The organism is Legionella gratiana, assembly GCF_001467695.1.
Lineage (GTDB): Bacteria > Pseudomonadota > Gammaproteobacteria > Legionellales > Legionellaceae > Legionella > Legionella gratiana.
The window spans coordinates 80,196-96,599 of the sequence record NZ_LNYE01000023.1 but is presented as its reverse complement, the minus strand read 5'-3'; the positions used below and the strand labels follow the sequence as shown (position 1 = coordinate 96,599).

Sequence of the window (16,404 nt, the reverse complement as noted above, 5' to 3'; positions counted from 1 at the left end):
TTATCCATGAGTATTTATATTCAGTAGTGTAGTACTATTTATGTCTTTATTAAAATTATCTATAATTTTTGTAACGCTGCGATTCGTTTTTCTAATGGAGGGTGACTGGAAAAAAGAGTTAACCAGCCGTTTTGACTGGATATTTTCATTGCATTAAATGCTGGCGCCCGATCATCGCTGGGTGTTTTATCGACAAGTTGTTGTAATCGCTCTAAAGCTTTTATCATTTTCTCTTTACCAACAAATTGTGCTGAGCCTCTATCTGCTCTAAATTCGCGATACCTAGAGAACCACATGACGATCATTGAAGCAAGAATTCCAAAAAGTAATTCAAATAGAAGAGCAACCCCATAATAAACAAAACCGCCGCCAACGCTTTCTTCATTATCTCTTCGGAAAAATTGAGTTACAAAAAAAGCAGCAATACGGGCAAAAAAGATGACAAAAGTATTCACAATCCCCTGAATTAAAGTGAGGGTTACCATATCACCATTGGCAACATGAGAAATCTCATGTCCTAAAACACCTTGTATTTCTTCCTTATTCATAGATTGGAGTAATCCAGTTGACACCGCAACAAGAGCATTATTCTTATTCCACCCTGTGGCAAAAGCATTGGGTTCTGGACTTTCATAAATTCCAACATTTGGCATTCCAATATTTCTTTGCCTCGCTAAATTTCCTATCTCACTAAACAACCAAGACTCTATATCATTAGTTGGCTTTTCAATTAATTGAATATTAAATGCGTGTATTGCCATCCATTTAGAGATAAACAGAGAAATAAATGAACCTGTAAAACCAATAATTAACGCATAAATAAATAAAGATTGATAATTTAAACCATATTGTGTCAGATATGGCTGGACATTAAATAAACTGAGGATAAAAGAAATAACTGCAATAATGGCCAAATTTGTAGCAATAAATAAAGCTATCCGTTTAAACATGGCTTTCTCCTCATATATCCTTAAACAGCGAGAACTCCTTATTTAATTATAGACATTAAAAGAGGGCATGTAGAATACCGATATCTCTACAGCCATTGACTTAAGGGTTTTATCATTTTCGCGAAAGCGAAAATCCATTTCTATTTGAGTATCAATGGCGGTGCAGCACACCCCACATCTTATTTCCACAAAAATAATGCAATAATTGAATGGAATCCAAGTAATAAGACTACTGTTCCTGTCAACAGCATAATAATTCGCGGTTGAATATAGCGAACGAGATATGCTGCAAAAGGAGAAGCGACTGCGCCACCTAAAATCAAACCGAAAATAACCGCCCAATGAGTAATTCCTATTGTAAAAAAGAACGTTGTAGAAACACTGAGGGTAATTAAAAATTCAGTTAAATTTACTGAGCCGATAGTATAATGTGGGGTTGTACCTTGTACCAATAGGGTAGCATTAACAATAGAACCCCATCCTCCTCCACCTGCCGCATCAAAAAAACCCCCAAAAAATCCAAGGGGGATTAACCCGCGTGCATGATTAGACGGCAATGCACGCCTCTTTAATCGTTTGACCATAAAATTTTTTATGAGCTTAAGGATTTTTCCACCTTGGAGAGCTCGGTATAAAATAAACCCACCTATAGTGATTAAATAAATTGCAATAAATGGCTTTGTTAGCTTTTCTGATGCTTTTGTTAAAAGGAATGCACCAAGAATACTCCCCAAAATACCTGGGATAGCTAATCGTCTAAATAAAGCATAATCAATATTTTTAAACATAGCATGTGATAAACCCGAGATACCGGTTGTCACAATCTCGGAAGTATGAACTGCAGCACTAGCCACTGCGGGAGAAATACCTACAGAAACCAAAACTCCCGTAACAATCACCCCATATGCCATCCCTAATGCACCATCAATTATTTGTGCAAGAAAGCCCACTAGTACAAAAATAAAAAATTGCTCCATAAATTTCCTTGTTCTTTCATTAAATTAAATCAATACCAGCAAAACGGCATTAGTTACTGCCTTTATTTTTCCATAATTTGCTTGCAATCATGGAGCAACTGAGTATTAAGACAACCATCGAGAGCGTTACTACTATGGGAATATCGATGAGATTATGCACTATCATTTTTATCCCAATAAAGCTTAAGATTAAAGCCAACCCAAAATTAAGATAGTAAAACTTATTTTGTATGTTTGCCAAAATGAAATACATGGCTCGCAACCCTAAGATTGCAAAGGCATTTGATGAGCAAGCAATAAATGGATCTTGAGTAATACCAAATACAGCAGGAATACTATCAATAGCAAAAATCAGATCACTTATTTCAATAAAAATAAGGACGATAAATAAAGGAGTTACATAATAGGATTTATTCTTCTTAACAACAAAGCGCCCACCCCGGAGTTTTTTTGTTATCGGAAAAAATTTTCTTAATGTCTTAAGAATAAAATTATTGGCAACAGACTGATCATTTTCAATCATCTTGATTATTTTAAATGCTGAATAGATAAGCAGTACACCAAACAGATAAAAAATCCAATCAAATTTATTAACGAGCCATATCCCAAATACAATGAGTATTATTCTCATGGAGATTGCACCTAATACTCCAAACAGAAGTAAACGACGCTGATACTGCATCGGTATCGAAAAATATTTAAATATCATGACAAACACAAAAACATTGTCCATTGATAATGACTGTTCGATCAAATATGCGGTAAAAAATTCAAGTGCTTTTTGGTTTGCAATTTTGATTGTTTCACTTTGTGCGAGATATACCCACAAAAATATATTAAAAAGCAACGCTAAAATAATCCACACTGCAACCCACATGAACGAAGATTGCAAGGAAATCTGTTTCTGTTTTTTGCTCAAAAAAATAATATCAATCGTTAATACAATCAGTATTAAAATAATGAAAATTAACCATAGCCACCATGTGCCAATAGACTGCATCTTTTCTTCCTGAAAATGAATAACTTCTTCTAAAAACAAACACTTTAATCAAACTGAACAAAATTTTTAAAAAGTTTCTTCCTCTATCTTTTATATCTTAGATAAGATTTAGTGATACCCCAAGTAATGATACCCCCAATACTAATAAATAATGCTGCAAGAATAATCGTACGTAGCGGTAAAAAAGAGATGGCAGTAAGATTTAAAACCACAGCTAAGCACGGTATAAATACAGGTATTCTAAATATTTTAGCATTAATACTCTTCTTAAACTCATCCAATTTAATTTTGATTAAGGCAATGCTACTCAATGAAAATATGAATAAGACCATGGCACTTGTAGCACTTGCAAGCCCTCCTAAAGTCCCTATTACTCCTAATAAGAAAACTAATGGAAATATTACTAAAATGGCAATATACGGAGTATGAAATTTGCGATGAACCCTTTGTAAAAATTTCGATAATAGATTCGCTTTTGACATACCATAAAGCAAACGTGAAGCAGTAATATAATTTAATAGCGTTGTATTAGAAACCGAAAAAATGGCAATAATTGAAAAAAAATAATTAGGCATAGCAGGATAAGATTTGCTAACAACGTCTAATAGAGGTGAGTTAGAGTGACTAAGATCACTTGCTGGAATAATTGATGTCGCCATCCAACTTACTCCAAGATACAAAAAACCAGCTATACCGACAGATGATAATATGGCACGAGGTATATTTTTTTCGGGTTGTTTTACTTCTTCTGCAACATTTGCCAGATCTTCAAATCCTGTAAAGGCAAAAAAAGCTAAAGCAGCTCCTTGAAACACATCCTTTAGCCCTACCTGTTCTTCAGGAGTAATAATTTCAGTATGAGTTGTTGTTAAATACCAAAAACCAAAACTGAGTACCATAAATAGACCACTTACCTCAACTATGGTACTTATTATATTAGTCAGGGATGATTGTTTGATTCCACGTAGATTAATTAGGAGTAAAATGCTCAAAAAACTGAAAATACCAAACCAAGTGGTAATCTTAAATCCCAAGGCGTTAAGATATCCAACAAATGCATGTGATAAAGTTGACATGGAGAGAATAGTCGCACCGAGAAGCAATAAACCCGCCAGTATTGATAACCACTGCGATCCAAAGGCTTCATGAATATAAACAGAGACGCCACCACTTCGAGGAAAACGGCTACCAAGTTCGCTATAGGTTAATGCAGTGAAAAATACAATTCCCAGAGCAATAGCAAATGAAAGCCACGCTAACGATCCTGCATGACCAGCAATTTTTCCTACAATGGCATAAATTCCTGCACCAAGAATATCTCCTACCCCATAAATGATTAAAGCACCTAATCCAAGCACTCGTATCAAACCCGTTTGAGGATCGTTGTTCATTTGCAGTCCCTAGAAGTCATTATCTTTATTTATATTTTTTTCAATACATGTAGGATATATCAACACACTCTAATCATCATACATAAAAAATTATTTTAACGGGTGAAGGATCATTATTATTAAGCTATTATCAACAAAAGGACGATTTCTCATTTAAAAACGGAGCATTGTAATGCAACATCTAACAAAAATTTTGATTTTCATCTTTATGGGGCTTTTGAGTAGTTTTACCTACTCTGCCAATACAGAATCCCTTCTTTTAGGTAAGACATTAAGTCAAACAAAGCAACAACAGATGACACCCAAACAGGCACTGCAACGTTTAAAAGGTGGAAATCAACGTTTTCTATCCAATCAACAAATAACCAGGGACTATATAAAACAGGCTCATCAGGCTTCATTTGGGCAATATCCTTTTGCGGTGGTTCTAAATTGCATGGACTCACGAAGTGTCCCAGAATTATTTTTCGACCAAGGTTTAGCTGATTTATTTACTTTGCGTGTCGCAGGAAATGTGCTTAATGATGATAATTTAGGAAGTATGGAGTATGCAACTAAAGTTATAGGGGCTCGTCTTATCGTAGTTTTAGCGCATACCTCTTGTGGGGCTGTTGCTGGAGCTTGTGATGGTGTTGAATTAGGTCATTTGACTGATGTTTTGCATAAAATAGAACCTGTCGTCCAAACCAGCATGCAAGAGCAGGGAACAAAAAATTGTGCTGATCCTAAACTAGTTGATGCCATTGCTAAAGCTAATGCTTTAAAAATAGTTAAAGAAATACAGGAAAGAAGTCCTATAATTAGCGATTTAATTAATAAAAAGCAAGTAGGGATTGTTGCTGGAATCCATGATATAAAAACAGGGCAAGTACATTTTTTTGAAGAAAAACGCTTTATTCCAGATTAAAAAAGTATCCTCCCAAGAAAATTTACCTTAAATAGTACGAAGCCTAGGTGAAGCCTAGCTTCGTTTTTTCATCGTCGTGCTACTCAACACCGCATCAGGACGTTTTCTTTAATGTATCCATTAAAACATTTTCTAATCGTTCCTTATCTACAGCAGTACACACACGAATAGTGCTACCCTTTTTATCCACTACTGTAGTACCCGCCTGCTCTTCAGGGCTTAATAATACACGCAATTTTTTATTGCTTGCTTTGACAATTGAATCATCATAAGCAACTACCGCCGAGAGAACATCCCAAAAATACCATTTGTGCTCGATTATTTCTGCTTCATTACGATGAAAAAGCTCATAAAAAAATTGATTAGCCAGATTATTTTGATTTTGCTTTAACTTTTGATAAAAAGCTTGGGTTACAGGAACTTGATTGGTCACATCTAAGCCTACCAGAGTAATAGGCACCCCTGAACGAAATACTTTGTCCGCGGCTTCAGGATCCACATAAATATTCCATTCTGCGGTAGTATTTTTAATGGTTTGATCAACCTCAACTAAATTTCCAGTACTTTCAACTGCCCCACCCATGATATAAATCATTTTAATTTTATTTTTTAACTCTGGATCTTTGGCAACAAATGCACCAAGATTCGTTAATGGACCTATTGCTAAAATCTCAACAGGCTCAGTCGCACTGCGTAAAGTAGACTCCAATAATTGAATAGCAGTTTGCGATGTTTTTACGTCAACTTTAGGTAATAAATCAGCAGCACCTGCTAAATTGTCTGCTTGTTTACGTAACCAATCAGGGAAATGATGCTGTCCTGATAAGGGTGTAGCACGTCCACAGGCCAAAGGAATTTTTTCTTGATGCATTAAAGCTAATAATCCAGCAACATTTTTTAATCCCGCTGGACAGTGAGATTCTCCTGTACCAACTACAGTAATGGCTTTAATGTCGATATCCTTTTGCGCCAATAAATAAAGAATAGCTAACTCATCATCGGTTCCAACATCAGTATCAATGATAAAGGATCTTGTTGCATGTGCAATGGATAACCACAATGAAAAACAGATAAGTAGAAATACGTTCACAGCAAACCTCATAATTGAACCTCCGATTCTGTATAGAGTTTTTTAATAGTTAATACGGATATAAAACAAAGTAACGCACTTAAAATAAGGTAAAAACTAGGAGCAAGATTATTATTATATGTTTCAATAAGGTAAGTAACGATAAAAGGAGTTAAACCGCCGAAAAAAGCAAATGCAAGATTATACGAAATAGCAATCCCAGTATAACGAATAGATACAGGAAATAATTCCACTAATAAACTGGGATAAACCATAATAAAACTGCTTAAAAATCCCAAAATAGATAATGCGATGATAAGTGATTGCGTCGTTTGCAGGGACAAAGTTGCAAATAAAAAATAACTCAATAAGATAAAACCAACGCTACCAATCAAAAGAATAAGTTTACGTCCATATCGATCACCACACCAACAAAGAAAAATGAGCAACAGAGAATAAAATGCTAAATTAATTGTATTAAATAAAGTCGCCTGTTGTTTAGAGTAAGCAAGAAAAGTAGAAAGGTACGTAGGCATATATAGAAACACAAGATTAATCATGACAGAACCCAAGCATGTCAAACCAATACCTTGCAAAATTTTTCGCCAATACCCACTGATTGCCTCAGTAAAAGGAATTCGTTTACGTTCTGCAGTATTCTGAAACGCAATAAATAATGGACTTTCTGCTAATTGTTTACGTATATAAAAACTAAATATACCCAAACATCCACCAAAAACAAAAGGGATACGCCAACCAAAGTTCGATAATTGCTCATTTGAAAGATGCGTTGTTAAAATTAAACTAATCACTGCACCGAGAAAGATACCAAAATTAAGGAAAGAAAAAATAACACCACAAGCCAATGCCCTGGAACGCGGAGCTACATGTTCACAGGTAAACGTTAATGCCCCTGGAATTTCACCCCCGATAGATAATCCTTGTAGTAAACGTAAAAAAATGAGCATGATGCTGGAAAAAATACCGATCTGTTGATACGTTGGTAAAAATCCAATGAGTAATGTAGGAACTGCCATTAAAATAACCGAAAAAATAAATGTTTTTTTTCGTCCGTATTTATCACCAAAATGACTAAAAACAACCCCACCTATAGGGCGAATCAAATATCCAATCGCAAAAACAGCATAGACACTCATTAATGAAGCGAGCTTATCCGTTTCCGGAAAAAAAATTTGACTAATTACAGGTGCGAAAATAACGTAAATGACAAAATCATAAAACTCCAATGCACCACCTAAAGAAGCAAGAAAAATAATTTTTCGTTCGCTAGGTTTTAACTTTAACTCATGCACGCTTAAATCCTTGTTTCATGGGAAAGAGCTAAAATAACATAACTTGCAATGACGCTCATGATTTTTTTATCACTTCATTATAATCTGCCTCTTAGGTAACAAAAGGCATTGTTGCATGGATAAAATTGTAGGTAGTGCCATTAGGCTAAAGACCAACCTACGATTTTTATGATTATTCACGCAACAACGCCGGTAACCAATAAAGATTCAACCCAAAAACACGGGTTAATTGATACAAAGACGCATAGTTTCTGTTGTTAAATTTTAGTAATATCAAAATAATTCCTTATATTCTCTTCGTTAAGATCATGCAATCTCATTTTATTACCCAAGAAGTTATTCAACGTGTTAAAGAGTCAGTGACCCAAGCACATATTGATGCATATAAAAAAGAGGGCGCAGTTTGTATCCGCCAAATTCTAACAGCTGAAGAAATTACAGTGCTTCGTGAAGGTATTGAACTTAATCTGAGATCGCCTAGCCATCGTTCGAAAATTGCAAGTAAAAGCGATGATCCTGGTCTATTTATAGAAGACTTTTGTACTTGGCAGAGCAATCCACATTATCAACGATTTATTTTTGCATCCCCTGCCAGTGTTATTGCAGGAACACTTATGGAGAGTAAAAAAACACGGCTTTATCATGATCATCTTCTTGTTAAAGAACCAGGAACACAACAGCATACACCATGGCATCAAGATCAACCCTACTATAACATTGAAGGGATTCAGAATTGCAGCTTATGGATATCTGTGGATCCAGTACCGCGTAGTTCTAGCTTAGAATTTATTGCTGGTTCTCATTTAGGGCCATGGCTTATGCCTCGTTCTTTTATGGAGAATCAAGCAAAATGGTTCCCGGAAGGAAGCTTAACAGAACTTCCTGACATTGAAGCCCATCGTGAAAAGTACCCTATTATTAGTTGGGAAATAACTCCTGGGGATATTATCTGCTTTCACATGTTAACACTTCATGCGGCACGAGGAGTTCCAGGCACACAACGACGTAGAGTTTTTTCCGTGCGTTTTCTAGGTGATGACATTACTCATGCCCCACGTAAATGGGTAACTTCTCCTCATTTCCCAGGATTAATCAAACAACTCCCTGAAGGTGCTCCGATGGATCACTCTTTATTTCCTATTATTTGGGAATGTTGATTTGCACAACGGGAAGATCAATCAAGAAATAGCCTCTAAAACCGAACCTGCAAACAAGTCGTAAGTATCATCTCAATAACGTATAAAAAAACACTTTATTTTATATCGAACTCACCTTAAATAGATATATATACCCTGACTTAAGTGACTTAAATATCAACTAACTCATTGAAAAAAAATACTCATTAAATAAATTCATATGAGAAACCAAAATATTCAATTGGAAACAGTTTAATCAAATTGATTAATATGATGGAAGGTAATTGTTTCGAGTAACTAATATGAAAGGCACCGCCATAATTCAGACATGGGGAACGAACAGTCAAAGTAAGTCGGGAGAAGTAGCTAAATATCCTGAGAAGGATTTGGGGCATGCATCTCTTGAGTTAAGATTCCCTGCTACTCCAGAAAACTTGGATCTTATAAGAAACTATTGCAATTCCAGCGATAAAATTGAACTAGGTAACGATGATATATGTGTAGTTCGATTTAGTTTCATACCTGATCCTTTTAACATTGGAGAACCATTCTTTCTTAACATGACTTATAAAGAGGACGCTCTTTATGCAGCAAAGATTCATCCTGACCCATTATTCCCAACCTGTTCATTAACGGAAAAGGGACGTACTCTTGATGTCAATACTGCTGAAGGCCAGTACATCACTAATCAAAAAGCTATAGCTGATTGTCAGGACTTAATGACTGCAACCATAATAATAATAAAAGAACTGAATAAGTTAAAACACGAATCTAAGATTAATCTCCAACATCCTGAATGTGCCACAATCTTAAAGGCTGCAAAAATAGCACATCTGGAATTACCTCAAACAAAGGAACTATCAGCGGAACAATTAAATAAATTAATTGAAGATGCAGAGTTTATTCAACATAAAGCAGTTATACAGTTAGAACTATTAGTGGATCAAAAAGAGAAATTTAAACATGTTGATACATTTAATGAAGATGACTATTTATTCTATGGTAGGCCTGCTGATAAACAAGTAGAGCTTCCTATAGGAACAGGAGAACATGAGCTTAATGCTGTTTGTATGTTAGAGCAGATGCAAAAAATAGTAGACTCTGATTTTAAATATAATGAGCATACCCATAATTCTGCGAGTACAGTATTAAGTATATTAAATGCAGGTAGTGAGGGTAAAACATCTGAACTATCCACTATCAAAAGGTTAAGCGCTACTTTGCAACCTGCAGCTACTCCTCAAATGGTATATCATAAGGCGCTCGCGCTTAAAGATAGATCTTGTGCAGAAGAGAAAATGAGAACAAGCACAAAATCTACCTTGCATCAAGAATCACTTATTATCGGTTTATTAGCCGCAGCAGGTTTAGTGATTGGAGCAGGTATCGGAGCCACACTGGTTGCTACTGGAGTGTTTGCTCCTTTAGGAGTGGGTGTATTAGGTCTAGTTGCTGTTGCCGGAACAATAGGTGGGGGTCTATCATTGATTAGCGGGGCTTTAGGATTTAGGGTAACTCAATTTACTGAGACTCCAACAATAGAGACTCGAACACCTAAAGATATCGGTATAAGTGCATCTCAAAGTTATTTGTTCACTTCGAATAAATTGAGTCAGACAGCTATAGAGCGATCTGTATATCAACAGAACACCTCACTAACTTCAATGCAATCAGAACCATCAATTGCAACGGAATACGCACACAATAAAGACCTCTCTCTCAACCGTAATAGAAACGATTCAACGAATCAACAGGCTGAGCTTGTGCTGGCAGATAACTCTGATGATAAAACATGGAGACCTTTGTGAAACCCGGATTCATTGGGTCTCATTCAAAAAACGATGTGCCTCAGCGTTTACAAGGCACAATGCAGGCTGATATCATAAACACTAATAAGCAACAATATAGAAATAGGTTCAAATTAATACTCCCAAATTTACGATAAAAATTCTGTTTTTTTTCTTAAAAATAAGCAATACTTCTCTCTGAACCAATCGTGGCAATACCTATGATTAAAATAAGGCCCTTCCTAAAATGGGCAGGTAGTAAATACAACTGCTTGGAAAAGATTGTTCCCTTTCTTCCTCCAGGAAAACGCTTAATAGAACCGTTCACCGGTTCAGGTGTTGTTTTTATGAATACCAATTATTCTTCTTATCTCCTTGCTGAAAGTAATCTTGATCTCATTTACCTATTTACCCTATTACAACAACAAGGGGAGCCATTTATTAGGTACTGCGAATCTTTTTTTAATCCAGAATTCAATCGCAAAGAGAAATATTATCAGATAAGATCAGATTTTAATGCCTCACCTTATTCCGCTCAAAAATCAGCTTATTTTCTTTATCTTAACAGACATGGTTATAATGGCTTGTGTCGCTATAACTCCAAAGGAATCTATAATGTTCCTTTTGGTCTTTATTCAAAACCTTATTTTCCACACAAGGAAATGCACCTATTTCATCAAAAAAGTCAATGTGTTGAATTTATTCATAATGATTTTAGGAAAACTTTTGAGCATGCGGAGCCTGGTGATGTAATCTATTGTGATCCTCCTTATGTACCTCTTTCAGAAAAAACACCCCATTTACCCTACAATCAAAAGTTATTCACCAATGAAGATCAAATTGAGCTCACAGAGCTCGCTAAAGAAACAGCCGCAAAAGGTATTCCAGTTATTCTCTCCAATCATGATACTGAATTTACCCGACATCACTATCGAAAAGCAACAATCAAAAGCTTCCCAGTCTCTCGTTTTATCAACTGTCAAGGCTCTATGCGTCAGCCAGCCAAAGAATTAATTGCAATATTTAATTAAATTGAGCTGACCGGGCTCGATCAAGATACTTACCTGTTATTTTCTACCAGTGTTAAAAAAAATACACTTGATAAAATAAAGATTCCATCAATCCAGTAAAAAATCGGAGTTTCAGATCTATTTTTTAACGAGGTACGTCATGCAGTCCTAACTTAACGTCAGTTATGGATAAGGAAATTGTTATTAAAAGTAGGTTGGTGCTGAGCATGCGAAGCCCAAAACTCGGAGCGAAGCGACCTCCGTTATATTGGGCTGCACTTCAACCTACAATTTAACCCTTATCGAGATAAGGCTTGAATTTTACAAACCTCTTTATACCTAACTGACGTTAACTTAAGCAATCTGAAATCTATTAACAAATTATCCTAAGTGTAGGCAACTTTAAATCCAAGAAATATAAGTATGAGTTTAGAAAATGAAAAAAAATGATATAGAAAAATATGCTTTCGAAGAAGAAATATTTACCAACCCTGCTGAAGTTTATACGAGACTTAAAGAAAGACTGATTAAAGAAGGACCTTTAGCTCCCATGCCAGAATATGAAGGAATTATTCAAGAGCTGATAGAAAATTTAAACCATCCTTTCATACTAGACTTAATTAATCATGATAATACGGTTAACTTACCCTTGCGAGGTGCTTTAGCGAATCAGTATGCACAAGCATTACTTGGCTTACGACATGTGGCTTTAGAAGTTGAGCTTGAGCAAGAAGAAATTGATGCAGGATATCCTCATAGACCACATACCCATGGAAGGTATCCTTATCAACCCACTTTAGAAGCTATTTCTAAAGCGATGGATTTTTTTGATACTGTAGAAAGAATTGCGCATACTAATAACATTCCTCTCTATCATGCAGATAGGTATACTCATTACGAATTATCCTTTAAGCACAAGGAAGGAATGATTATTGTACCCTCATCCAGACCACTTAGTTTAGAGGATTTAATTTATTTAAGAGCTTATGCCGCTTTAGCATTCACCGGTGTAAGTACCAAAACATTATTTACTGATGCTTACCATAATACTCCAAAAGACTTTTGGGTTCATGACATCAATCACAATAGAAGATTTATGTCTTATGATGACCGATATTGTGAATTACATAATTGCACTAGAGAAGAGGCTTACAGGCAATTTGCTAAAACGATTAACGAGGTTATTTTTCCTTCAATAAAAATAGATGTAGGTATGTCCAAACACGAGATAAACAAAAGAAATATGATGAAAGCCATTTATTTTGAGTTTTTGCATGAATATGCATTTACTCCTGATGTGGATTCTTTAAAAAAAGCTTTTCGTTTTAAAGCCGGCGATCCTGCTCCTTTTGAAATTATGATAAAAAGTCAACCTAAAAATATAGAATCACTTCGTATGCAAAATAATAATTTACAAAGTGGTGTATTTGGGGCCGGAAAAAACATTGATTCCAGAAGTACCCGAGTAAAATATTTTCACGACACTGTAGGTCCCAATTTCATTACGAGTTTATATAATAAATTAACACACTCCTTTTATGACAATAAATATTTTTCAACATCTGAATTGCCCCCTCTTAATGAACGTACACCTGAGTTAGTAGCTGATGCTGCTTTAGCAATAATGGATGTATTTGAAATTAATCAACAGGAGCTTGGTTTAAATAGAGAAAAATTAATATTGCTTGCTCTTAACAAAGATGCACATGGAAAAATACTAGGAAGAGTTGAGGGATATCCAAATCAGAGTTTGAAAAAACCTGAATTAAAGCGAGAAATTGTTGAAAAGGTGATTCTTTCTGAACGAAAGAATCAATTAAATGTTTTAAACAACAAATATACTTTATTCAAAGACGATACAGTAATAGGTACACTAAATGTAAACACTCAATGGCATAACACACTTAAAGACACTACTTCACCAGATGATAATACCATTATGGATCTGGATTTGAGTTTCTGATTCCAAGAAGATGCCCAAAGAGAATACCAAACATTAAGTGCGTTATAGCGTAAGTGCTCATCTCTAACTGTTCATCCAAGAGGAAGCACTTACGCGGCCTTTCTAATTGATGATTTTTAAAATACCGTCACCTTGCAACATATTCTTATGCCCTGCTAGAGGATAATGCTATTGGTGAAGATCCTACGCATGCTAATTCGGTTGATCTCATTAACTGTTTCAACTCCTATAAAGGAACGGTCATATTTGAGCGTTTAACCAAAAATCAGCATCCTAGGTGGCTTTTTACTTTAAATAATCTGATGGTCTTTCTGATCTTTAATAAAAAAAGCAAGAATAGTAACCAACAAAAGTGAAAGAGGTAATATGGATAAAGCAACTTGATAATCCACTACAGTATAAATATGCTCTCCCTTAACAATACCACTATCACCAAACGTATCCAATAATTTACCCACCAAGGGTTGGAACACAGCCCCAGCAAGAGAAATTATCATATTAGTCGCTGCAAAAACGGTACCTGATAATTGAGCGCCACTGCATTCTTTAGCCATAATAAATACGATAATTTCTGTAGCACTAAACACCCCATATAAAAATAATAAGACATTGAGACTAAAATAAGATAATCCTGGACAATACAAAACAAGACTAATACAAATTAAAGCCAAAATGGCACCTAAGACCAAAGGTAATAAGCGTTTTCCCGAACGATCTGATAAATAACCCGCGACTGGAGCCCCTACTGCCCAACCCAAAAATACTGCGGAAACCGTCTTAGCTGCTTCAACTTTAGTTAAATGATGAGCTTGCTCCAAATATGTTTTTCCCCATAACTCACCAAACACAGATAAAGAAGTATACAAACAAGCACCAACAAAACCGATGACCCAAACTTCAGGAGCCACTAGTACTTTAAGCACATTTCGAAAAAACTCCGGTAAAGGGTGTTTATTTGCTTGATGCCCTTCGGGTCCATCGCGAACAACCAACAACATCAGCACACTCAATCCAGCACCAACAATGGCGATCAAGATTAATACTTGTTCCCAACCTATACTTTGAGACCATTCAGTAATTTTTACTTCGCCGTAAACAAGACCAAGCATTCCTAGAGTGGTCATTAGTCCTGCCACTAAAGAAAAATAACGCCTGGGTAACCAATGTAACGCGAGGGAAAGAACACCTACAAAAGCAAAAGAAGAGCCAAACCCCACTAAAAAACGGCCTGCACCTACTAAAAACATAGATGAAGTAAGTGTAAACATCCATGAACCTACAGTACAACAAAGACAAGCAAACGTTAAAAGCCGTCTTGGACCAAATCTATCCATTAACATCCCGACAGGCATCTGCATAGGAGAATAGGCAAAATAATACAGAGCAGATATCTGACCAAAAGTGGTTGCTGAAATATGCCCTAAGGCGGTACTAAGTTCGGTCTGTAATACGCCTGGGATAATGCGTAAAATAAACTCATAACAATAAAACACAGCCCCAACAAAGCAGATAAACAAGCCTAGCAGCAGCTGTTTTCTTGGAACAATTTCATTTAGGTGCATGAGCGTGTGTTTCCTTTAAAAAGAATGTTAATAAAGCAGCAATACACATACCAATAGGTATAAATGCTAAGGCAATACGATAATCAGTCATGTTATAGAGTTTATGCACATTCTCAACTACTAATGCCGTTGAAAGAGAAGCGCCGCTACGTAGGGAGTAACTAAAATCCAATAAATACCCTACTAAAGGCTGTAATAACATACCACCTAACATAACAATCATATTAGTCAGTGCCATCGCTGTACCTGCAGCTTCACCTGGACTCAACTCTCTCCCAACTGCAAATACAATCGCTTGCGCACTGTAAAATAAACCTAATAAAAACATGAGGATCTGTACATTACTCTCGGTCAAACCTGGAAAATACAGAATTACCAGCATCAATACAGTAGCAACACTAGCACCTAAAAGCATAGGTAATTTTCTGCGCGCTATGCGATCAGAAAAATACCCCATTAACGGAGCTCCTAAAGTGAAACCTAAGAAAAGCAAAGAGTTCGCCAAACCGGCGCCATGTGCAGAGAGACCATGAGCATGCCTTAAATAGGGGATTCCCCACAATTCAGCAAAAACTGTTGTAGGTAAATAAACCAAACAACCAAATAATCCATTAACCCATATTTGTTTGTTACCTGCAATAATCCCTAAGTCAATCATACCCTTTTTAAACGAAGAAACAGTCCCACTTTGTCTGTAACGACCCTTTTTATCATGAATGCCTACCCATAAAATGAAGGTTAATGCAATACCAAAGAAAGCCGTCATATTAAGAGTCCTAATCCAGCCTAATCGATGAACAAATATCTCTAAAAAATTATCACCTAGCATAGCACCGACCGTTCCTAATGCTGAAGTGAGTCCTGAAACCATAGCAAGCTTATTCTCAGGTAACCAGATCGTTGCTAGCTTTAATACACCAACAAATGCGAATGCAGAACCTAATCCAACCAAAAATCGTCCCGAAGCCGCAACCCAAAAAGCTGTTGTTCCTGTGAATAAAAAAGTACCAATAACACAAATTAAACATGCAAAAGTTAACAGTCGTCTAGGACCGTAGCGGTCCATCATGATTCCAACAGGTAATTGCATAGGGACATAAGCATAGTAATAAACAGATGAAATATTCCCAAATCCTGTGGCAGATAAATTAAAATGCTCACGCAGTGCCGTTTCCATCGCACTAGGCGCGATCCGCAGCAAATACTCGTAACTATAAAACATGGCTCCAAGACCACAAATAAGCCATCCAATTAATGCGTAATTTCTACGGTTTTCAGAAAGCAAGGTTATCTCCTTAACATTGGTTAAGCAAAACGTCTACTGTCTTATCTAAGACAG

The 16,404-nt window shown here is 36.0% G+C and carries 13 protein-coding genes; 5 read left to right on the top strand and 8 right to left on the bottom strand.

Features of this window, described 5'->3' with window-relative positions; translation table 11 throughout:
* Window positions 1-59 precede the first annotated feature (59 nt).
* The 4 genes from htpX to Lgra_RS11285 form a co-directional block, all read right to left on the bottom strand.
* Entirely contained in the window at window positions 60-950 is an 891-nt protein-coding gene (htpX, locus tag Lgra_RS11300; protein ID WP_058499381.1) for a protease HtpX, read from the bottom strand.
* 179 nt (window positions 951-1,129) lie between these two features.
* On the bottom strand, window positions 1,130-1,927 hold the full coding sequence (locus tag Lgra_RS11295; protein ID WP_058499380.1) for a sulfite exporter TauE/SafE family protein: 798 nt from the start codon (window positions 1,925-1,927) through the stop codon (window positions 1,130-1,132).
* A 49-nt stretch (window positions 1,928-1,976) separates the two neighbouring features.
* Entirely contained in the window at window positions 1,977-2,927 is a 951-nt protein-coding gene (locus Lgra_RS11290; protein WP_058499379.1) for a TerC/Alx family metal homeostasis membrane protein, read from the bottom strand.
* A gap of 83 nt (window positions 2,928-3,010) precedes the next feature.
* Window positions 3,011-4,318 (bottom strand): APC family permease, encoded by a 1,308-nt coding sequence (locus Lgra_RS11285; protein WP_058499378.1) that lies wholly within the window; start codon window positions 4,316-4,318, stop codon window positions 3,011-3,013.
* 172 nt (window positions 4,319-4,490) lie between these two features.
* Here Lgra_RS11285 and Lgra_RS11280 point away from each other — a divergent pair, with 172 nt between their 5' ends.
* The gene (locus Lgra_RS11280) at window positions 4,491-5,225 is read left to right on the top strand and encodes a carbonic anhydrase family protein (RefSeq protein ID WP_058499377.1); all 735 of its coding nucleotides are present in this window, start codon (window positions 4,491-4,493) and stop codon (window positions 5,223-5,225) included.
* 94 nt (window positions 5,226-5,319) lie between these two features.
* On the opposite strand, the gene Lgra_RS11275 is transcribed toward Lgra_RS11280, so the two are convergent.
* Entirely contained in the window at window positions 5,320-6,315 is a 996-nt protein-coding gene (locus Lgra_RS11275; protein WP_238584429.1) for a nucleoside hydrolase, read from the bottom strand.
* A gap of 8 nt (window positions 6,316-6,323) precedes the next feature.
* Window positions 6,324-7,607, bottom strand: a complete 1,284-nt coding sequence (locus tag Lgra_RS11270) for an MFS transporter (RefSeq protein WP_058499375.1) — start codon at window positions 7,605-7,607, stop codon at window positions 6,324-6,326.
* Between the two features lie 308 nt (window positions 7,608-7,915).
* Here Lgra_RS11270 and Lgra_RS11265 point away from each other — a divergent pair, with 308 nt between their 5' ends.
* From Lgra_RS11265 to Lgra_RS11250, 4 genes are all read left to right on the top strand, one after another.
* Window positions 7,916-8,764, top strand: coding sequence for a phytanoyl-CoA dioxygenase family protein (locus tag Lgra_RS11265; protein WP_058499374.1), 849 nt, complete (start codon window positions 7,916-7,918; stop codon window positions 8,762-8,764).
* A gap of 263 nt (window positions 8,765-9,027) precedes the next feature.
* Window positions 9,028-10,551, top strand: a complete 1,524-nt coding sequence (locus Lgra_RS17845) for a hypothetical protein (RefSeq protein WP_131743517.1) — start codon at window positions 9,028-9,030, stop codon at window positions 10,549-10,551.
* A 200-nt stretch (window positions 10,552-10,751) separates the two neighbouring features.
* Window positions 10,752-11,561: a DNA adenine methylase gene (locus Lgra_RS11255; protein ID WP_058499373.1), complete on the top strand. Its 810-nt coding sequence runs from the start codon at window positions 10,752-10,754 to the stop codon at window positions 11,559-11,561.
* A gap of 415 nt (window positions 11,562-11,976) precedes the next feature.
* A complete protein-coding gene (locus Lgra_RS11250) occupies window positions 11,977-13,503 on the top strand; it encodes a hypothetical protein (protein ID WP_058499372.1) in 1,527 nt (508 codons plus the stop codon).
* A gap of 290 nt (window positions 13,504-13,793) precedes the next feature.
* Here Lgra_RS11250 and Lgra_RS11245 read toward each other — a convergent pair whose 3' ends face one another.
* On the bottom strand, window positions 13,794-15,065 hold the full coding sequence (locus tag Lgra_RS11245; protein ID WP_058499371.1) for an MFS transporter: 1,272 nt from the start codon (window positions 15,063-15,065) through the stop codon (window positions 13,794-13,796).
* The gene (locus Lgra_RS11240; RefSeq protein ID WP_058499370.1) at window positions 15,052-16,350 is read right to left on the bottom strand and encodes an MFS transporter; all 1,299 of its coding nucleotides are present in this window, start codon (window positions 16,348-16,350) and stop codon (window positions 15,052-15,054) included. The genes Lgra_RS11245 and Lgra_RS11240 overlap by 14 nt, the downstream gene beginning before the upstream one ends.
* Window positions 16,351-16,404 lie beyond the last annotated feature (54 nt).

Excerpts from the sequence above, each read along its gene's own strand:
- Lgra_RS11295 (WP_058499380.1), bottom strand. The coding sequence starts at position 1,927 with ATGGAGCAATTTTTTATTTTTGTACTAGTGGGCTTTCTTGCACAAATA.
- Lgra_RS11290 (WP_058499379.1), bottom strand. The coding sequence starts at position 2,927 with ATGCAGTCTATTGGCACATGGTGGCTATGGTTAATTTTCATTATTTTA.
- Lgra_RS11265 (WP_058499374.1), top strand. The coding sequence starts at position 7,916 with ATGCAATCTCATTTTATTACCCAAGAAGTTATTCAACGTGTTAAAGAG.
- Lgra_RS11245 (WP_058499371.1), bottom strand. The coding sequence starts at position 15,065 with ATGCACCTAAATGAAATTGTTCCAAGAAAACAGCTGCTGCTAGGCTTG.
- Lgra_RS11280 (WP_058499377.1), top strand. The coding sequence starts at position 4,491 with ATGCAACATCTAACAAAAATTTTGATTTTCATCTTTATGGGGCTTTTG.
- Lgra_RS11285 (WP_058499378.1), bottom strand. The coding sequence starts at position 4,318 with ATGAACAACGATCCTCAAACGGGTTTGATACGAGTGCTTGGATTAGGT.
- htpX (WP_058499381.1), bottom strand. The coding sequence starts at position 950 with ATGTTTAAACGGATAGCTTTATTTATTGCTACAAATTTGGCCATTATT.
- Lgra_RS11250 (WP_058499372.1), top strand. The coding sequence starts at position 11,977 with ATGAAAAAAAATGATATAGAAAAATATGCTTTCGAAGAAGAAATATTT.
- Lgra_RS11255 (WP_058499373.1), top strand. The coding sequence starts at position 10,752 with ATGATTAAAATAAGGCCCTTCCTAAAATGGGCAGGTAGTAAATACAAC.